Genomic DNA, 25281 nt, shown 5'->3' with positions numbered 1-25281 from the left:
CCGGCGGGAGGTATTTATGGAAACAAGAATTGGAGAGACGCGCGCAGACCAAAAAATCGCGCAAAAAGGGGAGACGAGGGATGATCGACGATATGCCAGACCGATTTGACGGCCCATCCGCATGGACCGGACCAGAGATGGTGGATCATCCCGAAAGATGGCTCACGGAATGGCGTGCCAGTGAGGTCGCTGAATTGGAGCAGGCTGCGGAAGCCTTCCTCGCCACCGGAGCCGATATCGGGGAGATCACGGCAGACGCGTTCGATTTGCCACGTTTGGGCGCGCGGATCCGGGACATGCGCCAAACTCTGCTGCACGGGGTCGGGGTGCAGGTGCTGCGGGGGCTGCCCATCGCGCGCTATGATCAGGCGACCGCTGCCGCGATTTTTTGCGGGATCGGGGCGCATCTTGGCTCTGCCCGATCGCAGAACGCGGATGGACATATCCTCGGCCATGTGCGCGATCTGGGGGCGAGTTCGACCAATCCCAACACCCGGATTTACCAGACAGCAGAACGGCAAAGCTTTCACACGGACAGCGCCGATGTGGTCGGGCTGTTGTGCCTGCGCGATGCGAAGGAGGGTGGTCGGTCGCTTTTGGTCAGTGTCGAGGCGATCTACAACCAGATGCGGGCAGAGCGGCCCGATCTGCTAGCGCGCCTGTTTGATCCGATTGCGACCGACCGGCGCGGCGAAGTGCCGGAGGGAGCCGATCCCTTCATGACCATCCCGCCGCTGTCATGGTATGAGGGGCATCTGACAGTGTTCTACCAGCGGCAATATATCGACAGCGCGCAGCGGTTCGCCGACGCGCCGCGCCTGACACCGGATCATGTGGCAGCACTCGATATGTTTGACGCGCTGGCGAATGATCCGCAGATGCATTTCGGGATGCACTTGCAGCCGGGCGATATGCAATTCGTGTATAACCACGCGCATCTGCATGACCGCACGGCTTTTACCGATTGGCCTGATCTGGCCCAGCGGCGCCATTTATTGCGGCTCTGGCTGTCCATCCCCGGGGACCGCCCCCTGCCGCCCGTGTTCGCGCAGCGTTACGGATCGCTTGAGGTCGGGCAGCGGGGCGGGATCATCACGGCAAAGACGCGGCTTCACGCCCCGCTCGATCCACCTGCGCCGGTGGTGTAATCCTTCACCTCCACGAGGGCGGAGCCAAGGATCGTGTCGATCCTGCGCTTGGCCCTTGCGCGCTGGGCATTGCCGGCGACGATCCGGCGGGAAAGGGCGGCGATTTGCGCATCGGTGCCCCCTGAATGGGCGCGGCGCATTTCCTCCTCCAGATCCCAAAGCAAGCCGTTTGACTGATGCAGAGCGTCGATGGCTTCGGCGGCGGCGGACAGGTCCGGCAACTGTGCGTCGCGCGCCAAGGCGAGCCGCTGATAGGCGCTGCCCGCAAGCGCGCGATCCTGATCGGAGCGGAGCCGGGTACGTTTCAGATCAAGGATGGACAGCCGATCCAGGAGGTCGCTGGCAGCGCAGGGGGCAGTGACCTCAACCATGCTTGGCACTCCGTTCTGTCAGGGCCGCTTGCACTGCGGCAAACACCGTATCCCAGTCTCCCGCCTTATCCTGCCGGAACAGGCGCATCGACGGATACCAGATCGTGCGGTCCTCCTGATGGCGAGGATAGTAGTAATAGGGCGCGCGGTGCAGCAAGAGCCATGTCTCCGTCCCCAGACTGCCCGCGATATGCGCCACGCAGGTATCGGTCGTGATCACGAGGTCCATGGCGGCAATGGTGCCCGCGGCATCCGCGTAGTCCCGGTCATCGCTGGATGTGTCGATGACGCGGTCCCGCTGGGCATGGCTGAACAGGTCCGTCAGCAATGGCCCCTTATAGAGCGAGAAGAATTGCGTGCCCGCTGTCTGTGCCAGCTTGAGGAAGGGATCAAGTCTGGCGGAGCGGTGCGCGTTATCCGCATATCCGGTGGAGCCGGACCAGCAAAAGCCGACCTTGAGCCGGTCCGCGTAAGGTGCTGCAAAGGCGGCTCCGCGCGCCAGACTGTCCGCAGGAATGGCGAGGGTCATCGGGGCGGGCAAAGTGCCCGGCTTGGTGCCGAGGATATGCGGCAAGGCGATAGGTGGCAGCACATGATCATAACCATCATAGGTTTTCGGCTCCGGCACCAGATCCGCGATGTCGGAGAGGCTCTCCATCATGCGCCGCATCGCGGGGCGGCAGGCTACTGAGAGGCGCGCGCCACTTTCCGCAAAGGGCTGGATGAACCGCCCGAGCGCCACGCCGTCGCCATTGCCCTCCTCGGGGTGAATCAGCACCGTTTTGCCCTGAAACGCAGCCAGATCGAGTGGATAGGTGGCCGTGGCCTCCGCATGGCCAAACAGCGCGAAATAGGCCCGGTCTCGGAACCCGCCCGCATAGTCGCCTTCCGCGATCCGCAAGAGGCCGCGCGCCTTGAGCAGATCGGTGCGCGGTTTGTTGCGCTTTTGATGCGGGGCGCAATGGCGCAGGCCCTCATCCACGACCCTCAGGGCGGTTTGCGTGTCGCCGTCGCGCGACAGGGTCATGGCATGGGTGTAATAGGCTTGCGGATCGTCGGGCGCGCGCTCCAAAAGTGCGGCACTGACCGCGCGGGCCTCCTGCGGCGCATGGCGGTGATGCAGGCACAGACACAGGCCCGACACGGCCACGGGGCTTTCGGGGTAGTACTCCAGCGCCAGCCTGTAGCGCGCCTCTGCCTTGGCATATGCGCCGCGCTCAATCTCGATCCCGGCCGTGTTGCAGAGGATTTGCAGGACAAACGGATCGCGCTCAAGGATTTTGAGGTAATGCGCATAGGCCCAATTCACCTTCCCCCGATCATGCAGACGCAGCGCGGTTTCGATCCGGCGGAGTTGGCGGCGGGCATCTGACACAGCGGAAAACTGAACCTCTTTGCGGATCGGGGCGTTAGCTTCCGGGATACGCAGAAAAAACGGCGTGAACAAGTCAGGCGCGGGCTAGGAACGGCATGCGCGGTGGCGTATGAGAAGAGCGGCTGATGCTGAGGAGAGCACCATGAGCGACACACCTCCCAATTTCGATTCGCAGCCCACCCAGGATCAGGACGCATATGCCCTCGACGCGGCGGTGGTTGAGGCATTGCTCAATGCCGTGGCGGAGGGCGCGCGTGAGCGGCTTATTGAGACGCTGGAGCCAGTCCACCCAGCAGACATCGCGGATTTCATCGAACAGATCGGCCCAGTGGAACGGCGCAACCTGTTGACGCTGTGGGGGCCGCAGATCGACGCGGATTTCCTCTTTGAACTTGAGGAGGGCGTGCGCGACGAGGTGATGGAAATCCTGTCGCCTGAACAGATTGCCGTCGCGGTGCAGGAACGGGATACGGATGATCTCGTCTACCTTGTCGAGGATATGGAGGAAGAGGCGCAGGAGGCCGTTCTCGATGCGCTTGACGAGGCCGACCGCGTCGCGGTGGAACAGTCGCTGCAATATCCTGAGGACAGCGCCGGGCGCCTGATGCAGCGCCATGTGGTGACGGCTCCGCAACATTGGACGGTGGGTGACGCGATTGATTTCATGCGCGCCTCCGACGATCTGCCCGATCAGTTCTACGACATCGTCATCATCGACCCGCGCCACAAACCGGTGGGCGAAGTGCGTCTGGGTAAGATCATGGCAACGCCCCGTTGGGTAAAGCTGGCCGATATGATGGAAGAAGGGTTGCGCACCATCCCCGTCGATCAGACCAGCGCCGATGTGGCCTATGCGTTCAACCAGTATCACATGATCCAAGCGCCCGTTGTGGATGAAAATGGCCGCCTTGTCGGGGTCATCACCATCGACGACGCAATGGATGTGCTGGAGGACGAGGCGGAGGAGGACATGATGCGCCTCGCGGGCCTCGGCGCGGAGGAAGAGATCACCGACAGCGTGTGGGAAACCACGCGCCAGCGGTTTCCGTGGCTTGGGGTGAACCTGATTACCGCCGTGTTCGCCTCTATCGTCATCTCCTTCTTTGAGGACACGATCGCGGCCATTGTCGCACTCGCCGTGCTGATGCCGATCGTGGCGAGCATGGGCGGGAATGCGGGCACCCAATCGCTGACCGTAGCGGTGCGCGCCTTGGCCACCCGCGATTTGACCGGCTCAAACGCATATCGCGTTGTGCGGCGCGAAGTGCTGGCGGGTCTGCTCAATGGTCTCGCGTTTGCGGTGATCATCGGGGTGGTCGGGGTGATCTGGTTCGGCTCTCCGATGCTGGGTGTGGTGCTGGGCATTTCGATGGTCATCAATATGGTGGTCGCGGGTCTGGCCGGGATCCTGATCCCCATCGGGCTGGAAAAAGCTGGGGCCGATCCGGCGCTCGCCTCCGGGGCATTCGTGACGACCGTGACGGATGTGGTTGGTTTCTTCAGTTTCCTTGGGCTCGCTGGATGGCTGCTGTTATAGGCCGCTGCGCGGCATGGATATTTGAAGAAAGTGAAATGGGTTTGAGGCTGCGCCCATGAGGCAGAGCTTGCGCACGGATTTGCAGATGGTGGCGCGGATCGGTGCCGTTCTGACCTATGACCAGCTTGCACAGGCGCAGGGGATTACCGGGCCGGGGCGCATTCGGCGGGTCGCGGCCCTCCTTGAGGCGTTGATGGAGGAAGATCACCGTGCCGGGCGGCCCTTTCTGGCATCCGTCATCGTGAGCAAGGCAACCGGGCAGCCCGCGCGCGGCTTTTTCGAGAAGGCCGCTCACCTGACCGGGCAACCGTTCGGTGCCGCCGAACGCGCACAGCATCTGGAGCGGTTGAAGAACCGCCCTTGACCCTTGCCGCCCGAACGCTTCCATTAGGGCGGATCGAGGAGGCACCCATGACGCGAATTCCCGCAAGCATTGACGAGACCGAAACCCTGCTCACCGGGGCGGGCTATGTGTCCTCCCGCGCGCTGTCCACGGTGGTGTTTTTGTCCCTGAAACTGGGCCGACCGCTGTTTTTGGAAGGGGAGGCTGGTGTCGGCAAGACCGAAATCGCCAAGGCGATTGCAAGCGCGCTGGGCCGCCGGTTGATCCGGTTGCAATGCTATGAGGGGCTTGATGCGGCCTCTGCCGTCTATGAATGGAATTTCGCGGCGCAGATGCTGGCCATTCGGGCTGAGGACGCGAAAAGCGATGACCTCTTTTCCGACAAATACCTGATCGCCCGTCCGCTGTTGGAGGCAATGCGCCCACAGGAGGGCGGCGCGCCGGTCCTTTTGATTGATGAGCTTGATCGCACCGATGAGCCGTTCGAGGCGTTCCTTTTGGAAGCGTTGAGTGATTTTCAGGTGACGATCCCGGAGCTTGGCACCGTAAGGGCACCAGAGCCGCCCATCGTGATCCTCACCTCCAACCGCACGCGCGAAGTGCATGACGCGCTGAAACGCAGGTGCCTCTATCATTGGGTCGATTACCCCGATTTCGAGCGGGAAATGGAGATTGTGACCGCCCGCGCCCCCGAAGCGGCAGAGGCGTTGAGCCGCGAAGTCGTCGCCTTTGTCCAGGCGCTGCGCGGGGAGGATCTGTTCAAGAAACCCGGTGTGGCGGAGACGATCGACTGGGCAAAATGCCTCGTGGCGCTCGACCATCTGGAACTCAGCCCGCAGGTGATTTCCGATACGCTGGGCGCGATCCTGAAATATCAGGACGACATCCAGAAATTGCAGGGATCGGAGGCCAAGCGCCTGCTGGATGAGGCGCGGGCCGGGTTGGCGTAGCGTTGGCCACTTATCCCGAACTTCCAGTGAATGTGGACGGCAAGCTGCCCGACAACATTACCCATTTCGCCCGCGCGTTGCGGCGCGCCGGGCTGCCCATCGGGCCGGGCCAAGTGCTTGATGCGATCCGCGCGGTGGAGGCCGCGGGCTTCAGCGCGCGGGAGGATTTTTTCTGGACGCTGCACGCCTGTTTCGTGCGGCGGCCCGAGCATCGCGCGGTGTTCGGGCAGGTGTTCCGGCTCTATTGGCGCGATCCGCAATTCCTTGAACATATGATGTCCCTGCTGACCCCCGCGATCAAAGGGGTCAATGAGGCCCCCGATCCAAAGGCTGCGGAAAAGCGCGCGGCGGAGGCCCTGTTGCAGGAAGCAGAACAGCCCGAATTGCCGGAGCAGGAGGAGGCCGCCGAGGAGGAGTTGGTTGAGATTGACGCGACACTCACCTTCTCCGCCGCCGAAAAGCTGCAAAAGATGGATTTCGAGCAGATGACGCTCGCTGAATTGACGGAGGCGAAGCGGATCATCGCGGAGATCGAATTGCCAGTGCGTCCGCTGGCGTCACGCCGCACCATGGCGGCTCCACGCGGCCCCATCGCCGATTGGCGCGGCACGATGCGCGGGGCGATGCGGACCGGAGGGGAGATCACGACGATTGCCACCCGGCAAAAACGCATCCGCTGGCCCGCGCTGGTGGCCCTATGTGACATATCCGGCTCCATGTCGGGCTATAGCCGGATGCTGCTGCATTTCCTGCATGCCGCTGCGAATGCCAAGGGGGCCGGATGGGCCAAGGTACACGCGTTTACCTTTGGCACGCGGCTCACGAATGTGAGCCGGCATCTCGACCGGCGGGATGTGGATGCGGCACTTGCGGCCTGCGGTCGGGAGGCGCAGGATTGGGAAGGCGGCACCCGGATCGGGGCGTCATTGGAGGCGTTCAACCGCGATTGGTCGCGCCGGGTGATGGGGCAGGGGGCCGTGGTTTTGCTGATCACCGATGGGCTGGACCGGGAAGATCCCGCAACGTTGGAGCGCGCCGCCGAACGGCTGCGCCTGTCCTCGCGCAAGCTGATCTGGATGAACCCGCTTCTGCGCTGGGACGGCTTTGCGCCCAAGGCGCGCGGTATCCGTGCGCTCCTCCCCCATGTGGACAGTTTCCGCGCGGGCCATAATATCGACAGCCTGACCGATCTGGCAGATGCGCTGACCCGGCCCGACGATCAGGGGGACAAGGCGCGGCTGATGCAAATGCTGCGCGCGGATACCTCTGCCTGAATTTTGGGCATTCCCGAAGCGCAGGAAAGGCTTATAGTTGTTTCAAACCCCTGATGACAGCTTGCGCAAAATGACCAACGATAACATCAACGACATCCCTGAGATCGCTCTTGCCTGGGCACGGGAAGGCCGCGCCGTGGCGCTGGCCACCGTGGTGGAGACATGGGGTTCCGCGCCGCGTCCAGTGGGCGCGCAACTCGTGATCAGCGGGGATGCGCAGATGATGGGCAGCGTGTCGGGCGGCTGTGTTGAGGGGGCGGTGGTCGAAGAAGCCCTCGCCGCCCTTGAGGACGGGACGCCGCGCCTGTTGACCTATGGCGTGAGCGATGATGACGCATTTGCCGTGGGTCTCGCCTGTGGCGGCACGATCCGCGTGCTGGTGGAGCCGCTCGGTGGGGCGCATGGGATCGACCTGCCGCTCTTGGAACAGCTTGTCGAGGCGCGGCGCGCGCGGCGGCCCGTGGCCTATGTCGTGGATCTTGCCGATTGGCATCGCCTGTTGATGGATGCCGCCGCCGGAACCCCGCTGGGGGACGCGGTGCGCGCGCGGATGCTGGCGGATAAGGCAGGCGTGGATGAGGTTGAGGGCGAGCCATGGTTCATCACCCCCCACAATCCGCCCCTGCGGATGGTGATCGTGGGTGCGGTGCATATCGCGCAGGCGCTTGCACCTATGGCGGGGCTGGCAGGATATGACGTCACGGTGGTCGATCCGCGCGGGGCCTTCGGTTCGGAGGCGCGGTTTCCGGGCCAAACCATGCTGGAGGAATGGCCCGATGCAGCCCTTGAGGCCCATGGCCTTGATCCGCGTGTCGCGGTGGTCACGCTGACCCATGACCCGAAACTGGATGATCCCGCGATCATGGCTGCCCTGCGGTCAGAGGTGTTCTACCTTGGCTGTCTTGGCTCCAAGCGCACCCATGCAAAGCGCGTCGCCCGGTTGCAGGAGGCTGGCTTTTCGGAGGCGGAGATTGCCCGCATCCATGCCCCCGTGGGGGCAGATATCGGCGCGAAATCCCCAGCAGAGATTGCCGTGTCCATCCTCGCGCAAGTCACCGAGCGTCTGCGCCGGCCCGACAGCCGCCCATGAAGTTTGGCCCGGTCCCGGTCGAGGATGCGGCGGGCGCGATCCTTGCGCATTCGGTCGCCCTGCCACAGGGACGGCTCCGCAAGGGCCGGGTGCTGACAGCGGCGGATTGCACGTCCCTCATCGCGGCGGGCATCGGGGAGGTCACGGTTGCGCGGCTTGACCCTGAGGATATGGGGGAGGACGCAGCCGCCGCCCGGATCGGGGCCGCCCTTGCTGCCCCGCATCTGACGATCACCGCGCCTTTCACGGGCCGGGTCAACCTTCATGCGGACGTGCCGGGCGTGCTGACGGTAGATGCGAGGGCCGTGAATGCGCTGAATGCCATCTCCCCCGACATCACGCTTGCCACGGTGCCCGATATGGCGCGGGTCAGTCCAAGGCAACTCTTGGCGACGGTCAAGATCATTCCCTATGCCGTTCCTGAGGGGCGGGTCGCGGCGGCGCTCGCGACCCTCGGCACCTCTCCGCTGTGGCTGCATCCCGTGGCGCGGCGCAGTGTGTGCCTGATCCTGACGGTGCTGCCGGGCCTGAAACCGGCGCTGATCGACAAGGGGGAGGATGCCGTGCGCGCCCGGTTGCGCGGGCTGGGCATTCATGACGTGAGCGTGGTCCGTGTGCCGCATGAGGTAGTGGCTTTGGCGCAGGCAATCCATGCGGCGACGGCGGATATGGTGCTGATCCTCACGGCCTCTGCGACCTCGGATGCCCATGACACCGGGCCGGAGGCTCTGCGGCAAGCGGGCGGACGGCTCACGCGGTTTGGTATGCCGGTCGATCCGGGCAATCTTCTGTTTTTAGGCCATGTCGGCGCGCGCCCGGTGATTGGCCTGCCGGGCTGTGCGCGTTCTCCGGCGCTGAATGGGGCCGATTGGGTGCTGGAACGGATCGCCTGCGGGCTGGACGTGACGGATGCCGATATTGCGGCGATGGGCGTTGGGGGACTGCTGAAGGAAATTCCGACCCGGCCTCAGGCCCGTGGCGCGCCTGTGCCGAGCGGTCGCCCACATGTCACCGCGCTGATCCTTGCGGCGGGCGCGTCCTCTCGCATGGGGCCGGGCCGCGACAAACTGCTGGAGGAGGTCGCAGGGGAGCCGCTTTTGGCCCGAATGATCACACAGGCGCGGGCAAGCGGCGCGGATGCGCTGCGCGTGATGCTGCCAGCAGCACCCGGACCCCGTGCCGATATCACCGCCAAAGCGGGCGCGCAGGGTCTGCCCGTGGCTGATGCGGAGGAAGGGATGGCCGCGTCGATCCGCGCGGGCCTTGCCGCGATCCCGCGCGATACCGATGCGATCCTGCTGATCCTCGCCGATATGCCGGAGGTCACGGGCGCTGCGATGGCGCGGCTGATCGCGGCCTTTGATCCGGTCGAAGGACGCGACATCATCCGTGCCACGACGCAGGACGGGCGACCGGGGCACCCGGTTCTGTTCGGGCGCAGGTTCTTTGAAGCTTTGAGTCGCCTCACGGGTGATCGTGGCGCACGCGACGTGCTGCGGGACGCGCAGGACTATATCGTGGATGTGCCCTTGGCCGGGCAAGCGGCGATCACCGACCTTGATACGCCAGAAGACTGGGCTGCGTGGCGCGCGGCCAAATCCTAGCCCGGAATATTGAGCACTTTCGTCTCGCCCCCGCGCAAAAGCCGGATCGAATCGTCGCCAATCGCGATCACGCGCCAGCCATCCACCACGCCGCCTTGCGCCACGCGAACGAAATCGCCGGTGGCGAGTCGCAACAGCGCGCGGCGGTTTTCTTCCAAACCAAACACACCAATCAACGCCATATCGGACATATCGAGCCTCTCTCTGAGGGTGGAACGCGCGCTGTTTACCGGCGCGGCATGGGGGGCTTCGGCCTGTTCGCGGACCCGTGCCGCCGCCGCGGCCGCCACTGTGGCGGCTTGTTGTGCTTCTAACAGGCGCTGCGCCTCGGCTTCAAGGGTGGCGGGCCGGGGCCGTGGCGCGTTGGACGCCGGAGTGGCGGTGACTGGCACGATCGCGGCCGGGCGTGGGCGCGGCTGGGGGGAGGTCAGCGCCCCGGCACCGGGGCCTTCGGCGACCGTCGGCTCCGCGGCACTCTCCACTGGCGCGGGGGCAGGGGCCTCCGTGACAGGGCGGGGGCGGGGGACAGGCGATGTCTCTGCCTGCACTGTAATGAGATCGGCATGAAAGGAGTGCGCATCGGCGGAGGTCAGCGCATGGGCCGCGCCCACACCCAGCCAAATGGCCAGAAGCGCCGCACATCCCCGGAAAAACCCTGCCTGATGCATTCCGCATCCTCCTGTCCGGCTTTATACGCCAAGTATGGCTGCCGGTTGCCTTGCCTCTGTGCTCTGCCCCAAACTGGGGTGAAACCACACGGGCCGCTTGTAGTTGCCTCAAGAGTTAACCGCTTGGGCGGCGGGTGAAAAGGGGCCGCGCCCCGATTTGGACAGAGAAAGGGAAGCCCATATGCGACGCTCCATCATTTCGGCGACAATCATCCTTGCGGTCCTGCTTGGCGGTGCGGTCCGGGCAGACGAGGCACCACAGCGTTCCATGCATGTCAGCGCGACGGGAAGCGTGAGCGTGGCGCCTGATCTTGCGATCCTGTCTCTTGGGGTTGAGGCGCAGAAACGCTCCGCCACCGAAGCGATGCAGGAGTTGCGCGCTCAGATGGTCACGCTGTTTGAGGCACTGGACGCGGCAGGCATCACCGGGGCGGATCGGCAGACCAGCGGGTTGAGCCTGTCTCCCATCTGGAACACACCGGTTGAGGGCCGCACGCGCCAGATCACCGGCTATGCCGCGCGCAACATGCTGACGATCCGGGTGACGGATATCGACGCGACCGGGCGGGTCATTGATGCGCTGGCAGATGCCGGGGCCAATCGGTTTAACGGGTTGCGGTTTGACCTCGCGGATCGCAGTGCGGCGGAGGACGAGGCGCGCCGCCGTGCTGCCGCAGCGGCCATGGCCAAGGCCAACCTCTATGCCGAGGCGACGGGCGTGACCCTTGGCGATCTGATGGACCTGTCCGAGCATTTCACTGGCGGCCCGCGCCCGATGGCGGAAATGGCGATGCTGCGCTCGGATGCGGCCATGCCGGTTGCGGCGGGCGAGTTAGACATCTCCGTCACGGTCAACATGCGGTTCGCGCTGGAGGATTAAGGACTGGGGCGATACCTACCGCGTTGAGCCGAGTATGTGGTCCTGCCGTGAATGCAGTGCGTGGACCCGTGCAACGCCCCGCGTCACGCGCGGATCGTATCCGTCAAACGTGCAGGGACCAAAGCGCCGCTGATACCCAGATACCGAACCCGAAGCTTAAATGCGCCAGCAGGCTCTTTGCGCGCGCGAGACCGGGTTTGGGTGCCTGACTTGCCGCAACTCCCGCCCCAAAAGCGGGTTGAAGGATGAAAAACGGTGCGGCAACTGTGAAAGCGCCGAACACCAGCGCCGGAAAAAGGCTTGGCGACACACGCCAGCCCGTGCCCATCGCCGCGAGAAACAGGAATGCGAATGCGATGCCGATCAGGTAGTGCAGCGCCCATCCGATAAGCATTTCATGCCGGACAGGTGGCGTTGCAAATATCGGATGATGGAAAAATTTTCCTTCAAGCAGGGAATACCCCCATCGGCCAACCAGCCCGTAATCGAGTGACCGAAGGCCGAAAATCCGGTTGAGAAGAACCGCTACGAGGTCCATGACCAGCGTTGCTCCGCAGCCGATCACGATGGCGTCTACAAGGAGGCTGTCCAACGGGCTTTCTCCGTTTTTTGATGTGCGAATATCCCCGCGAATTTGACAAGCGACGTGTAGCCGTCTGCTGCTCATCCCTCCAGCGTCCAAATTCTAATAATTACTATGCGTAGGCACACAGCCTGTGTGTCCGACGGGGCAGCGCAGCTACCCATGTAGGCGCTTTGGCGAAGTGGTGGTCCAAACGAAAGAACGCTCCCGAAGGTGCCTTCGGGAGCGTCCTGTGTGGGGTCAGATCAGCGGTGATTGATCAGCCGACAGCCTTGCTCAGCGCCTGATCGAGATCGCGGATCAGGTCGTCCGCGTCCTCCAGCCCGATGGACACACGCACCACATTCGCGGCGGCACCAGCGGCCTCCTGCTGCTCGGGCGTCAACTGGCGGTGGGTGGTGGAAGCGGAGTGGATGATCAGGCTGCGCGTATCGCCAAGGTTTGCGACATGGCTGAACAATTCCACACTATCCACCAGTTTGACGCAGGCGTCATAGCCGCCCTTGACTGCGAAGGTGAACAACGCGCCCGCACCCTTTTTGTAGAGCTTCTTCACGCGCCGCGCATGGGGGGAGGATTTGAGGCCTGCATAGGTCACATGCTCGATCCGGTCGTCATTTTCCAGCCATTCAGCGATCTTCTTGGCGTTGGCGACGTGCCGCTCCATCCGCAGGGACAGGGTTTCACAGCCCAAAAGGGTCAGGAACGCATTTTGCGGGCTTTGGCACATGCCCAGATCCCGCAGGCCGATGGCGATTCCGTGGAAGGTGAACGCGAGATGCCCGAAAGTCTCATGGAACTTGAGACCGTGATAGGCCGGCTCAGGCTCGGACAGGGACGGGAATTTGTCGCTGGCGGACCAGTCGAACTTGCCGCTGTCGATCACAACGCCGCCCATCGCCGTACCATTGCCGGAGATGTATTTCGTGGTTGAATGCACCACGAGCGTCGCGCCATGAGCAATCGGGTTGCACAGGTAGGGCGTTGCGGTGGTGTTATCCACGATCAGGGGGATGCCCTTGCGATCCGCGATTTTCGCGATGGACTCTAGGTCGGCCACATGGCCGCCGGGGTTTGCGATGCTCTCGCAGAAGATCGCCTTCGTCTTTTTTGTGCAGGCGCGGGACACGGCACCCCGATCGTCGATATCGACGAATTTCGCTTCCCAGCCGAACCGTTTGATCGTCTGGCTGAACTGGGTGACGGTGCCGCCATAGAGCTTGTTGGAGACGACCACATTGTCGCCCGGGCGCATCAGCGGGAACAGTGCCATGATCTGCGCCGCGTGCCCGGAGGACGTCGCCACAGCCCCCACGCCACCCTCAAGTGTTGCGAGCCGCTCTTGCAGCACTGCAACGGTCGGGTTCGTCAGGCGGGAATAGATGAAGCCCACTTCCTGAAGGTTAAAGAGGGCCGCTGCATGATCGGCATCGCGGAACACATAGCCGGTGTTCTGATAGATCGGGGTCTGACGCGCGCCGGTCGCCGGATCGGGCGCGGAGCCCGCATGGATTTGCAGCGTGTCAAAGCCGTAGGTGGGGGTGTCGGACATGGTTTCTCTCACAAATTACAACATATTATTGTAGATCGGCTGCAACCACAGCTTGCGCCGGACAATAGGATGCGAGTTTTCGGAATGCACCCTGTTTTTTGCACTTTTTGTGAGAAAAGCGCCTATTTCAGCTTTGAAGAGATAATCCCGGTGGCAATCCCGCCCCAGCGCAATTCCCCGAACAGACGCTGATATTCGATCTTGGGGCAGCGATTCATGATGACATCGACACCTTTTTCCCGCGCGCGCGCCGCTGCGTCCGGGTCCGTCACGCCGATTTGCATCCATATGGTTTGCAGGCCCCGATCAAGCAGCGCATCAAGCGCCTCATCCACGACCGCGCCAGCTTGTTCTGACCGGCGGAATATATCGACCATATGCACGGGGCCAACCGCTGCGGGTATCTCGCCCAAGCTGGCGACAATCTGATCCCCGAACCCGGTTTGCCCCGCATAGCCCGGGTTCACACCGATCACGCGAAACTGTTTCAGCTTGAGATAGCGTGCCACGAAATAGGAGGGCCGCACCTCATTGAGGCTCACGCCCACGCAGGCGACCGTTTTGGTGCGGCGCAGAATCTTGCGCAAATGATCGTCGGTATAGCTCTCATCCATGGGCGGACCCTAGCGCGACAAAAAGGCGCCAGCCATAAAAAAACGCCCGAAGCGGTGCTTCGGGCGCAAGGTCGGAACGAGGGACAGTTGTGGCAGAGGGTCAGTCGTCCAGCTCACCCTCTCAAGACAAACATAGCACAGCATGTTTGATCTGCGATAGCGTCGCGCAAGATTATGAACAAGTTGTGACCAATCAATTCAAAACGCCCGGCCAATTTTCATTCGCGCGGGCAATAAACCCCGGAATATCGGCTTCCCAACGCTGTTGAACACTGCGATTGGCGTTCAGATACAGGCGGTTATCGACGACCCTCCACGCTTCGGGATCAATCGGTGCGGTATAGCCCTGCGCCACGGCCCATGCGCAATAGCCGCCATATTGCGGGGCGAATGCTTCGGGTTCGGCGATGAAGCGGGCGCGATTCGCCTCACTGCTGAAGGACCAGAGCACGCCATTCCACTCCGCCGTGATCGCATCATCCCCGGCCATTGCGGCCCCGTCGAAATAGGCCACTGGATCATAGCCCCGGATCGCAAAATGATCCCCGACCGGCAGCCGCCCCCGTCGGGCCGTGAAAATGGCATCCTTGGCCAGTGCCACATTTGGCAGGACAGACAGGGCAGCCGCCCCAAGCAGGATTTGGCGGCGAGAGAGGGACACGCTCATCAGACAGGCTCCATTCGTGTTGCGTTGACAAAAGAATGGGCCTGACGAGGGCGGCTGCAAACCCCTCACACGGCGACGTGACGGGACGTGTGCAATTGTTTCAAAATCGGGTCAATCGATCAGGTCGATGACCTCTTCCAGCGCCTTGTACCAAAGGGGCTTGCGTTTCTTTTGTTTCTTTTTCGGCTTGTCGTATTTCGCCCGCTTCTCCGGCTTTGCCTCATATTTCGGCTTAGAGGGCTTCGGCGCGGGCTTGGCAGGGTTGCGATCCACCTTCACCTGTTTGAGGTTATGCAGCGGCGCGGCACAGGACGGGCAGGCCAATTCGTGCCGCTCCCGATCAAGGATCAGGGTCGAACGGGTGCCGCAATAACAGCAAGTGGCGATTTTTGTGATGCGATCCATGGGTCAGATATGGGTCTCGTCCCGCTCAGCGCAAGGTTGCGGCGTATAGCGAGACAGCCGCCGCATTCGAGACGTTGAGCGATCCGAAACTGCCTGCCGCCGGAATACGGGCGAGCATATGGCATGTGTCCTTGGTCAGTTGCCGCAAGCCCGGCCCCTCGGCCCCGAGTGCGAAGGCAACGGGATGGTGCGTGTGCGAGGCCAACACCGGGCCGAGATCCTGATCCGCCTCTCCATCCAGCCCGATGATGAAATACCCCATCTCCTTGAGAGAGAGCATGGCGCGGGCAAGGTTGGGCACGCGCAGATAGGGTTGCCGCTCCAATGCGCCCGATGCCGTTTTCGCCAAGGCGCCGGTCTCCGGAGCACCATTGCGGCGAGGGGCAATGACCGCCCGCGCGCCGAATACCTCGGCAGAGCGCAGGATCGCCCCCACATTATGCGGATCGGTCACGCGATCCAGCAGCAGCACAACCGGAGCCGCCTGTCCCGGCGCGCAGGCTTCCGACACCGATCCCCAATCCAGTGGATCTACTTCCAGCGCAGCCCCCTGATGGACCGATTGCGCATCAATGGGCGGATTGAATTTGCGTGGATCGTGAATCTCGGGCGTGATCCCGGCGCTGTTGATCGCCTCCCCCAACCGATCGGCCCCGTTTTTCGTGACCATGAGGCGATGCTTGACGCGTGCGGGATTAAGCAGCGCATCGCGCACCGCGTGGATGCCAAACAGCCAAACGCGATCCGAGCCTGCCTTGCGCGCACGCTCCGCGTCGATCACATGTTGGGGTTTTTTACGGGCGGGATGATCGGCCATGGCGTTTCCTTGGGGTTCGTCTGAAACCGGGGTCGCACGAAGCCGCAGCATGCGCAAGCCGCAGGAGCGCATTTTGCGGTTGACGGGGCAGGGCACGCGCCGTATCTCCCCTCCGTCACCAAGATGACAGGGCAGCACGCTGCCGCTGGATGGGAGGGTGGCAGAGCGGTCAAATGCAACGGACTGTAACTCCGTCGGGGAAACCCTACACAGGTTCGAATCCTGTCCCTCCCACCACTTGATTTCATTATGAAAAAAATTCGCGAAATTGGGTGGAAAAGCTGTCCATAGCCCGGTTTACAGATTTGGTTCGTCTCGAGCAGCAAAGCACGCTCCCGTCAGCGCGGGGGGCGCAGGTTAGCGTAACGTTAAGCAGTCACTCCAGCGTCGCTACTGCCCTGAAAGCGCCGCCATCAAAATGCAAGCCAGAAAACCATGACCAATAGGATCGTGAGGAGGCATATGCCAATGATGCTCGTCCATTGAGGTAGGATCAGGTAGGATTTTTGCGGCCGAGCAGGGTTGTAGAACACCGTGATGCGGTCATTCCCATGTCTTTGGATCCCGCCCTTTTGCCACTTCGCCAGTCTTTTCCCTGACGCATAAATCAAAACGGGGCTGAGCCGCGTCCCACGATAGGGAATGCCGTCGACGATGTATTCATAGCGTACGCGCGCGGTTTGCATTCTGTCGCTACCGCTACCTATGCTCGAAAACCCATCTTCCGTGAGTGTCCCCGTTGTGCGCGGCCAGCGGCGTATACCGAGGCATCTCACGACGGCGATCACACCCATTAGAAGAACATAGGCGATACATACGGACAATACCGCGTAGCGCTCTCCGTCGAGGAGGTCAGTCCAGAAAATTTCCATGCCGAAATTTAACGCAAATGAAACCAAGACGAAACACGTTGCGAGAAAGCAATTCGGCAAATCTCGCAAAAACTGCAAGCGGATAGAGCGGCATATCAGCGTCGATCACATATTTTTTATCAACCGCCGAAGCAGGATTGTGACACCGGCAGGGAAGCTCCAAACTGGTTCAAATTCTGTGTCTGCCACCAAGTTTAAGGGGCGCTTTTTTGGCCCGTGTGTCGCTCAATCGAAACCTTCCGGGGTGTCGCGCGCACTGAGTGATTTGCGGCTGATTTGGTTGAGTCGGGCGGATACAACTTTAAGGTGTGGAGTGAAAAAGTTGTCGCCTTGTTGATTAGTTGCCGGTAATCCTCTTGACTATAATCAAGATTCTGAATGTGACGTTGAGGTCGGTTTAGAAAATTCGAATTGGATTACACTATTCACACATCTATTGAATTAAGGGGAAAAATTAGAATTAAAAAAGTCCAATCATTTTTTGAAAATTCTTTTAAAAAATTGAAATATATTCAATCTATAGTGATATAAATTGTAATGTTGACATATTTGTGATCAGTAGATGACCATGGGACACCCCCTCTTGTCATTACAAGGTCTGTGTCATGCCTCGCAAAACCCCCGGAAAAGTCAAAATCTCCAACAAGCCAGTGAATGGCAATGACGAGGATAATGTCCTCGATACGTCGTCAAACGAAACTGGAATGCGCATTAACGGCGGTGATGGAAACGATAACATCATCGGAACCGCCGCTGCCGATCGCGTGAATGCGGGCGATGGTGACGATATCGTCTTTGGCGGCGCGGGCGACGACGTTCTGTTTGGCAATGATGGAACGGATACGGCGGTCTTTACCGGCTCCATCCTTGATTACGTCTGGGAGTGGTCGCGCGGTAACACGCTTAACGTGTCCGGTGCAGATGGCAACGACATGCTCAAGCATTTCGAATTCCTGCAGTTTGACGACTTCACCTATTCCACCGATGGCAACAACGCACCGATCGCTGTCTTGCGGTCTGAAGCCGCGACTGAGGAAAACGCAGGGCTGAGCCTGAATGTTGACCTCTATGATTTCGATGGCGACGCGGTGACGGTCGTCGGCGTGTCCTCCACACGCGGCGCGGTCAGTATGGTTGAGGGGCTTTCTGCCACGCAAGCCGCAGCGATGGGATCCAGCGAGGGTATTCGAATTGATTTCGATCCCTTGGGCGATTTTGACTATCTTGCGGTTGGGCAGACCACGATCGAAACCATCACGCTTCAGATCATGGATGCGAACGGCAACCAGACCACCGTGTCCTACGATATCGTCGTGACCGGCACGAATGACGCGCCCACGCTTGCCTCCGCAACGGCGAGCGCGACCGAAGACGGCGCTTCCATCACCGTTGACCTTGCCGCACTGGGTGATGACGTCGACAGCGACGACGATGGCGCCAGCCTGACTTACAGCGTGACAGGCGCACCGGCAGAAGGTTCGGCTGCGATCAGTGGGACGACGCTGACCTTCGATCCGGGTGCTGATTTCCAGAACCTCGCCTTGGGCGAAACCCGCGATGTCGTGGTGGAAGTTACCGCGACGGACGCGCATGGTGCGACCGCGACCAATACCGTCACTGTGACGGTCACTGGCACGAATGACGCGCCGACCCTTTCGGCTGCTGCCACCTCAGCCGTTGAGGACGGTGGGGCGGTGTCGGTCGATCTTTCCGCGCTTGGCGCGGATGTGGACAGCGACGATGATGGCGCCAGCCTGACTTACAGCGTGACAGGCGCACCGGCAGAAGGTTCGGCTGCGATCAGTGGGACGACGCTGACCTTCGATCCGGGTGCTGATTTCCAGAACCTCGCCTTGGGCGAAACCCGCGATGTCGTGGTGGAAGTTACCGCGACGGACGCGCATGGTGCGACCGCGACCAATACCGTCACTGTGACGGTCACTGGCACGAATGACGCGCCGACCCTTTCGGCTGCTGCCACCTCAGCCGTTGAGGACGGTGGGGCGGTGTCAGTTGATCTTTCCGCGCTTGGCGCGGATGTGGACAGCGACGACGATGGCGCCAGCCTGACCTATGCGGTCACTGGCGCTCCTGGCGAGGGGGCGGCGTCGATTTCTGGCACCACGCTCAGCTTTGATCCCGGCGCGGATTTCCAAGATCTCGCCGTTGGGGAAACCCGCGATGTGACAATCGAGGTCACCGCAACGGACGCACATGGCGCGACTGCGACCAATGCTGTCACGATCACGGTCACCGGCACCAATGATGCGCCGATCGCACAGCCGATTTCCGGCGCTGTTTCTGAGAATGGCAGCGGCTATTCCGTGGCTGCCGGTGCTGCGAACATTCCCAATTCCAACTATTTCTATGTGGTCGACTACGACACCGAGTCCATGTCTGTCGTGCCCAATACGCTGGCGACCTTCGATTTTGCCAATATCGTTTCTGCCGCTTGGGTGCCTGCCAATGGCATGATCCTCAACGTCAATCCGAACAATTACGATTTTGAGTTGTCGGTGATTTCGATGACAGACGGTGTGCCGGAATTGGTGCCCTCAAGCGCATTTGAAATCGGCGGCACCTATACCGGGGCCACGAGCGACCGGCAGGTTGTCGGGCTTGATTACTTCATTTTCGAGGACGCGACGAGCGACACTGATATCACGCTCACGGTCCCGGCGTCCGCCACATCGGCGGGCACGGCGGATGTGACCTTCAGCCTGTCCGGCATTGATTTTGTCTGGAGCAGTCTCCAGCTCGACGGTGTCACGGCTGAGGTGACCCCGACGGCAGGGACCGATACTGTGACCCTCACAGCGGTCTATTCCGACGTTGACGCCTCTGACACCCACACGATCAGCATCGACACCACCGGAACGGTGGGCAGTGTCACCGATAATGGCGACGGCACGTTCGAGTATGATGCGAATGGCCAGTTTGAAGGGTTGGCGGAAGGGGAGACCACGACCGACAGCTTTACGTATACCGTTGACGATGGAAATGGCGGTTTGGCGACAGAAACCGCGACAGTGACCATCACTGGCTCCAATGATGGGCCGAGCATGGCGGCGGCTGCGGCCTCGGCTGAGGAGGATGGGGCTGCTATTGCGGTTGATCTCTCCGCCCTTGGGGATGACATCGACAGCGATGACGATGGCACGACGCTGATCTACAGCATCACCAGCGCGCCGGGCGAAGGCTCCGCCGCGATTTCCGGCACGACGCTCAGCTTTGATCCCGGCTCTGATTTCCAAGACCTCGCTGTCGGGGAAACGCGAAACGTGACGGTTCAGGTTACTGCGACAGATGCCCATGGCGCGACCGCAACGAATGACGTGACCATCACCGTCACCGGCACCAATGATGGACCAGTTGCTGCGAATGACAGCAATGCTGGTGATGCCGTGATCGAGCAAGGCTCGACAGAGGCGGGCGATGCCACGGCGACGGGCACTGTGCTTGCCAATGACACGGATGTCGATGCGACGGACGTGTTGTCGGTGGCGCGCGCAGCATCCGACGGAGGTGTTCTGAGCGCGGCGAATGTCGGCGCGGCGATCGTGGGCACCTACGGTGCGCTGACACTCGCGGCGGATGGCACATGGACCTACCTTCTGGATGACAGCGACCCGGATACCGAGGCGCTTGCCCCCGGTGAGGTGGTCACTGATGTGTTCTCCTACGAGGTATCGGATGGCAATGGTGGCACGGATATTGCGACCCTTACCATTTCCATTACCGGGTCCGAGGACAACCGCCCGCCAGTGGCAGAGGATGCCTCTGCAACGCTGAATGAGGATACCACACTGTCAGGCAGTCTGCCGACCACCGATCCTGATCTGGGCAGCGGCGATGTGCTGACCCATGGCGTTTTGACGGGTCCGGCCAATGGCAGCCTGTCGCTGAACGCCGATGGCAGCTACACCTACACGCCGAACGCGGATTTCAACGGCACCGACAGCTTCACCTATGAAGTGGTGGATGCCCTTGGCGAAACGGATACGGGCACAATCACGCTCACGGTTGCGGCGGTGAATGATGGTCCAGAGGTCACGGTTCCGCTTCCCCAGCAGGTTGACGGGGGCGTCATCGGGACCACGGTGCTGCGCACCCATGTCATTGACAACACCAATGGTGGCGCGATGGGCGATGTGGCGGCGCTCGACAATGGCTCAATCGTTGTAACGTCGAACCAGTCGAATTTTGCCAATAATGGCGGGCGCACATTCGTTTCGATCGTCAGTCCCGATGGAACGGAAACGCCCGTTTTCCTTGATGATGCCACTGGGACAGATCACACAGTTGTCGCACTGGAGGGCGGCGGTTTTGCGGTCGCGTATTCGTCCAACCGAGCGATCGCGAATGTTCAGTTCTTTGACAATGACGGCACGCTCTTGAATGAGCAGAACATTAACAGTTCATATGTCGACAACAGCATCAGCCTGACCGCGACACGCGATGGCGGCGTGATGTTGAGCTATCACCAGTGGGAAGGTGGCGCGAATTACGATGAGCGGCTGGTCAAGCTCGATGCCTCTGGCGATATCGAGTTTGGTCCGATCGACCTCAACAGCCCCCTCGTTTATGGCTACAACACAGCAATCACGGATCTGGCGGATGGCGGTTACGCGCTATTGTCCGGGTACGGGACCGCGGTTTATCCGCTTGAGTTGATGCTTTTGGATGATACCGGTGCGATCACGTCAACAGTGACCGTGGCCAATTCCGGTGAGGCCCTTTTCATTGACGGAAGCATCACGCAGCTTGCCAATGGAAATATCGTTGTCTCCTATGAGGCCCGGCCTAATGGAGTTTGGGAGGGTTTCTTTGAAATCTTCGATGCACAAGGCACGCAAGTGTCCGAAACAGCGTCCCTCTCCGATTTTGCGCGCAGCGCGGGGGTACGTTCGATTTCCGACATTCAGCCTCTTGCGGATGGCGGTTTTGCAGCGGCCTTCGTAAACAGCTACCCGACCACCGACCCGGTCACGGGCGAGGCACTGCCTGCGGGTGTCTATGTGCAAAGCTTTAATGCCGATGGCAGCTATAACGGCGATGCCATCTACGTCATGCAAGGCTCTATGCCATCCATTGACCTTGGCCCTGACGGCAATCTTGTTGTGATGGTGCGCAACGCCTCTGGCTTGGCGGAGGTTGCGACGGTTGCACCACCGGCAGACAGCCGGATCGGCACGGACGAAGATACCTCTGTTGTGATTGAGGGCATCTCCGTGGCAGACGTGGATATCGGCGAAACCGCCGGGGCGCTGATGACGGTCACGGTGGATGCAGGCAATGGCACGCTGGGCGTGGATGCAAGCGGGCTTGCTGGCTACGCTGGTGACGGTACTGCCACGATCACCCTGACAGGGTCGGTTTCGGCAGTGAACGCAGCCCTTGCCGGTCTGGAATACACACCCGATCAGGACTTTAACGGTGAAGACACCATTCGTGTCACTGCCAATGACAATGGCAATTCCGGTGCTGGCGGCGCTCAATCCGCGACCTCCGCATTTACGGTTCAAGTTGCTGCGGTGAACGACGCGCCTGAGATCACGGTGCCCACCGGTTATTCTGCCGAGGGTGCTGCGCCTGAATTTACGGTTCCCGTCGGGACGTATTCCCGTGTTGATGACGCTGGCGGGTTTATCTGGGACAGCTACAGCTACCAGTCCGGCGGCTTCATCAACGGCACCAATGATGCCTATGACGGCAGCTATCAGGTGCGGATTGATGGCCAATACATGTCAAATGCCTCTCTCACCCGCAGTGCGGATGGGCGGCATTTGCAAACCAGCGCCTTGACCAGCTCCAATGGCATCGAGTTCGTGCGCGAACAATGGGTGCCAACGGATCAGGAATATGCGCGGGTTTTTGACACCTTTACCAACACCACCGGGACCGCGCAGACCATCACGGTGAACTACTACACCAATCTTGGTTCTGATGGCTGGACTGGTGTTGTTGAAACCGGAAGCGGTGATCTCTCCTTCTCGACGGATGACACCCATCTTCTGACCGATGATGTGGGCATCTACTGGGGTGGCGCGGGTGATCCAATGGTGCTGCACCTCATTCAGGATGGCGAAGGATCGGAATCGATGACCGCGTCCAGCCTGAGCAGGGATGGCGTAAGCTACTCCTTCCAGCTTGATATCGCGGCGGGGGAGAGCGTTTCGCTGCTGCAATTCGCGTCCCAGTCATACAACCGGACGACGATGACGACCACGATCTCCGACTTGTTGGAGTTTGAGGCTGGTGCGTTGAACCATCTCACGTCTGAGCAGCTTGCCCGCATCGTCAATTTTGACGTCGAAGGCGCGCTGATCACGGATGAGGATCGGTCGCTCGAAATCAACGGGCTCGCTATTTCTGACGTCGATCTGGACGAAGCCGGGGCAAACGCGCTGATGACGGTCGAAGTGTCGGCGGCTAACGGCACGCTGAACTCTACAGATGTGGCTGGATTGACCGGGATCACAGGAGAGGGCGGCGCCACCATGACGGTGACAGGCTCGCTTGCGGCGGTGAATGCCGCGCTTGAGGCACTGGTTTACACGCCAGACGCCGATTTCAACGGCGAAGACACGATCACCGTGGTCGCCAATGACAACGGCAACACCGGGCAGGGCGGCGCACAAACGGCGACCTCCGCGTTCAACGTGACAGTGCTGCCGGTCAATGACGCGCCAACGGTCACGGACGGGGCTGGCTCCGTCACCGAGGATGGTGCGTTGACGGTGAGCGGCGCGCTTGCGGCGGCGGATGTGGATGGCGATGCGCTGAGCTACGCTTTGGCCAATGGTTTGGGCACCTATGGTCGACTGGACGTCGATACATCGGGCAACTGGACCTACATTCTGGACAATGCGGCAACGGCGCTCGACACCCTGGATGCTGGCGAGAGCGCGATTGAAAGCTTTGCCATCGACGTGAGCGATGGCAATGGCGGTGTGACAACGGCAACCGTCGATATCACGGTGAATGGTGCGAATGAGGGGCCCGCACCGGGCAGCTTCGACGATATCACCACGCAGAATTTCTCCGGTATTCCGGCAGGATATGCTGGCCTCAACTGGTCCAACGCGTGGATCCTGAATTCCGCGAATTACAGCATTCAGGACAGCGGTTATGTGCGTGGGACCACCTCGGGTGACTATGTCGTCTATGCGTCTTCGACCATGCGGGTCACGGGCATCAACGGCGATGAGTTCGACTTCAACGGTGTCACCCTGACGGCGGCATGGAATGATAACCTCAACATCGACGTGATGGGGTATCGCGATGGGGTGCTGTTGCATTCCGAGACCGTCATCGTAAGCGACGATGCGCCCACCGTGTTTACCTTCGGTTGGGACGATGTGGACGAGGTCACGTTCCGCCCCTATGGCGGTACTGATGCAGGCACGCCGGGTGGCGGCAATCACCTCGCCATGGATGACTTCGACTTCATGTTGTAACCCCCCTCTTACCCCCCCTCTCATGAAGTCAGAGCCTGCGCCGGATCCGTTCGGCGCAGGAATTTTTTTATGTGCAGAGAACGATGTTTCCCCGTTTGTGCCCCGTTGCGACACGGCGTTGGGCCTCCGGCAAATCCGCGAGCGGATAGGTCCGGTCAATGATCGGTGTCAGCTTCTCCTCAGCGATCAGGGTTAAGACCTGTGCCAACATCGGGCGCAGCTCCGCCGCAGGTTTCATGCCTGTTGCCGAGAACAAGGCGCGCCGCCGACCTATCATGCGCGTGACCAACATCGCCCGGAGCAGGCCCAGCGTCAGTACCGGGCTGACATAGCGGCCCTTTGGTGTCAGCGCGGTTCTCATCCGCGCAAAGGGATAACGCCCTGTCGTGTCAAAAATCACGTCAAACGGGCCGGTGATCTGATCGACCGGGTGGCGGGTGTAATCCACCACATGATCCGCGCCCAACCCCATCACCAAGTCGAGGTTGCGGGGCCCACAGACAGCCGTTACCTCAGCGCCCATCGCCTTGGCGATCTGCACCGCCGCCGTCCCAAGCCCGCCAGAGGCACCAATGATCAGGCAGCGTTGCCTTTTCGTAAGCTGCGCCACGTTTTGTAAGAAATTCAGGGAGGTTAGCGCCCCATCGCAGAGGGTTGCGGCCTCTTCAAAGGGCAATCCAGCAGGCTTCGGCAGCATCACGCCATCACTGTCCACAAGGAGGTGCGTCGCATTCGCGCCAAAGCGCAAACCCGCCTCACCAAAGACCGGATCACCGACCCGCAGATGGGTGACCTGCGATCCGAACGCCATCACCTCTCCTGCGTAGCAGGTGCCAATCAAATCCTGTTTTGGTCGTCTCAGTCCCAGAAACAGCCGGGCGAACCGCGGCGTGCCTGCCAACATCATGCTGTCGGCCCGCGTCACGGCGGATGCGCGCACCTTGATTAGAACGTCATTTGCCTTCAACTCAGGGAGCGGTCGCTCAATCTGGGTCAGTTGATCGGCTGTGCCATAGGCGCGGATCTGCCATGCGGTCAGTGTTTCAGTCATGTTGGGGCCTCGTCCGTTTG

Annotated in this window: 20 protein-coding genes and 1 tRNA gene; 10 read left to right on the top strand and 11 right to left on the bottom strand. The window is 61.2% G+C overall.

What is annotated here, in order from left to right:
- Window positions 1-80 precede the first annotated feature (80 nt).
- Complete coding sequence (locus FHS89_RS09620; protein WP_221229365.1) at window positions 81-1148, top strand: TauD/TfdA family dioxygenase; 1068 nt, start codon at window positions 81-83, stop codon at window positions 1146-1148.
- Here the strand turns inward: FHS89_RS09620 and FHS89_RS09615 are convergent.
- Window positions 1112-1519 (bottom strand): DUF6165 family protein, encoded by a 408-nt coding sequence (locus tag FHS89_RS09615; protein WP_184011024.1) that lies wholly within the window; start codon window positions 1517-1519, stop codon window positions 1112-1114. The two genes, FHS89_RS09620 and FHS89_RS09615, sit on opposite strands and share 37 nt — an antisense overlap.
- Window positions 1512-2894, bottom strand: a complete 1383-nt coding sequence (locus tag FHS89_RS09610) for a tetratricopeptide repeat protein (RefSeq protein ID WP_184011022.1) — start codon at window positions 2892-2894, stop codon at window positions 1512-1514. Before FHS89_RS09610 ends, FHS89_RS09615 begins: the two co-directional genes overlap by 8 nt.
- A gap of 142 nt (window positions 2895-3036) precedes the next feature.
- On the opposite strand from FHS89_RS09610, the gene mgtE reads away from it, so the two are divergent.
- The 6 genes from mgtE to FHS89_RS16440 all read left to right on the top strand — a co-directional run bounded on the left by mgtE (window position 3037) and on the right by FHS89_RS16440 (window position 9692).
- Window positions 3037-4431, top strand: coding sequence for a magnesium transporter (gene mgtE / locus FHS89_RS09605; protein ID WP_184011020.1), 1395 nt, complete (start codon window positions 3037-3039; stop codon window positions 4429-4431).
- A 55-nt stretch (window positions 4432-4486) separates the two neighbouring features.
- Window positions 4487-4795 carry a hypothetical protein gene (locus FHS89_RS09600; RefSeq protein ID WP_221229364.1) on the top strand — a complete coding sequence of 103 codons (309 nt, stop codon included), beginning with the start codon at window positions 4487-4489 and terminating at the stop codon, window positions 4793-4795.
- Between the two features lie 47 nt (window positions 4796-4842).
- Window positions 4843-5724: an AAA family ATPase gene (locus tag FHS89_RS09595; protein ID WP_184011018.1), complete on the top strand. Its 882-nt coding sequence runs from the start codon at window positions 4843-4845 to the stop codon at window positions 5722-5724.
- A gap of 2 nt (window positions 5725-5726) precedes the next feature.
- On the top strand, window positions 5727-6998 hold the full coding sequence (locus FHS89_RS09590; protein WP_184011016.1) for a vWA domain-containing protein: 1272 nt from the start codon (window positions 5727-5729) through the stop codon (window positions 6996-6998).
- Between the two features lie 70 nt (window positions 6999-7068).
- Entirely contained in the window at window positions 7069-8088 is a 1020-nt protein-coding gene (locus tag FHS89_RS09585) for an XdhC family protein (protein ID WP_184011014.1), read from the top strand.
- Window positions 8085-9692: an NTP transferase domain-containing protein gene (locus FHS89_RS16440; protein WP_184011012.1), complete on the top strand. Its 1608-nt coding sequence runs from the start codon at window positions 8085-8087 to the stop codon at window positions 9690-9692. The genes FHS89_RS09585 and FHS89_RS16440 overlap by 4 nt, the downstream gene beginning before the upstream one ends.
- On the opposite strand, the gene FHS89_RS09575 is transcribed toward FHS89_RS16440, so the two are convergent.
- Window positions 9689-10360: a hypothetical protein gene (locus FHS89_RS09575; RefSeq protein ID WP_184011010.1), complete on the bottom strand. Its 672-nt coding sequence runs from the start codon at window positions 10358-10360 to the stop codon at window positions 9689-9691. The genes FHS89_RS16440 and FHS89_RS09575 overlap by 4 nt on opposite strands.
- A 181-nt stretch (window positions 10361-10541) precedes the next feature.
- Here FHS89_RS09575 and FHS89_RS09570 point away from each other — a divergent pair, with 181 nt between their 5' ends.
- Window positions 10542-11240: an SIMPL domain-containing protein gene (locus tag FHS89_RS09570; RefSeq protein WP_184011008.1), complete on the top strand. Its 699-nt coding sequence runs from the start codon at window positions 10542-10544 to the stop codon at window positions 11238-11240.
- A 103-nt stretch (window positions 11241-11343) separates the two neighbouring features.
- On the opposite strand, the gene FHS89_RS09565 is transcribed toward FHS89_RS09570, so the two are convergent.
- From FHS89_RS09565 to rlmB, 6 genes are all read right to left on the bottom strand, one after another.
- Entirely contained in the window at window positions 11344-11922 is a 579-nt protein-coding gene (locus tag FHS89_RS09565; protein ID WP_246413728.1) for a DUF2938 domain-containing protein, read from the bottom strand.
- A 160-nt stretch (window positions 11923-12082) separates the two neighbouring features.
- The gene (locus FHS89_RS09560) at window positions 12083-13375 is read right to left on the bottom strand and encodes an O-acetylhomoserine aminocarboxypropyltransferase/cysteine synthase family protein (RefSeq protein WP_184011006.1); all 1293 of its coding nucleotides are present in this window, start codon (window positions 13373-13375) and stop codon (window positions 12083-12085) included.
- A 122-nt stretch (window positions 13376-13497) separates the two neighbouring features.
- The gene (locus FHS89_RS09555; protein WP_184011004.1) at window positions 13498-13989 is read right to left on the bottom strand and encodes a CoA-binding protein; all 492 of its coding nucleotides are present in this window, start codon (window positions 13987-13989) and stop codon (window positions 13498-13500) included.
- 193 nt (window positions 13990-14182) lie between these two features.
- A complete protein-coding gene (locus FHS89_RS09550) occupies window positions 14183-14656 on the bottom strand; it encodes a YHS domain-containing (seleno)protein (RefSeq protein WP_184011003.1) in 474 nt (157 codons plus the stop codon).
- Window positions 14657-14767: 111 nt separating this feature from the next.
- On the bottom strand, window positions 14768-15061 hold the full coding sequence (locus tag FHS89_RS09545; RefSeq protein WP_184011001.1) for a hypothetical protein: 294 nt from the start codon (window positions 15059-15061) through the stop codon (window positions 14768-14770).
- A gap of 25 nt (window positions 15062-15086) precedes the next feature.
- On the bottom strand, window positions 15087-15878 hold the full coding sequence (gene rlmB, locus FHS89_RS09540) for a 23S rRNA (guanosine(2251)-2'-O)-methyltransferase RlmB (RefSeq protein ID WP_184010999.1): 792 nt from the start codon (window positions 15876-15878) through the stop codon (window positions 15087-15089).
- Between the two features lie 151 nt (window positions 15879-16029).
- Here rlmB and FHS89_RS09535 point away from each other — a divergent pair.
- Window positions 16030-16115, top strand: a tRNA-Tyr gene (locus FHS89_RS09535).
- A gap of 176 nt (window positions 16116-16291) precedes the next feature.
- Here the strand turns inward: FHS89_RS09535 and FHS89_RS09530 are convergent.
- Complete coding sequence (locus tag FHS89_RS09530; protein ID WP_184010998.1) at window positions 16292-16777, bottom strand: DUF3592 domain-containing protein; 486 nt, start codon at window positions 16775-16777, stop codon at window positions 16292-16294.
- Between the two features lie 578 nt (window positions 16778-17355).
- Here FHS89_RS09530 and FHS89_RS09525 point away from each other — a divergent pair.
- Window positions 17356-24210, top strand: a complete 6855-nt coding sequence (locus FHS89_RS09525; RefSeq protein ID WP_184010996.1) for an Ig-like domain-containing protein — start codon at window positions 17356-17358, stop codon at window positions 24208-24210.
- A 67-nt stretch (window positions 24211-24277) separates the two neighbouring features.
- Here the strand turns inward: FHS89_RS09525 and FHS89_RS09520 are convergent, their stop codons facing one another.
- Window positions 24278-25261 carry an NAD(P)-dependent alcohol dehydrogenase gene (locus FHS89_RS09520; RefSeq protein WP_184010994.1) on the bottom strand — a complete coding sequence of 328 codons (984 nt, stop codon included), beginning with the start codon at window positions 25259-25261 and terminating at the stop codon, window positions 24278-24280.
- Window positions 25262-25281: the final 20 nt, after the last annotated feature.

The sequence above is a fragment of the Rubricella aquisinus genome (assembly GCF_014199445.1).
Classification (GTDB): domain Bacteria; phylum Pseudomonadota; class Alphaproteobacteria; order Rhodobacterales; family Rhodobacteraceae; genus Rubricella; species Rubricella aquisinus.
The sequence above is the reverse complement of the archived record's forward strand: the minus strand, read 5'-3'. Positions and strand labels throughout refer to the sequence as shown.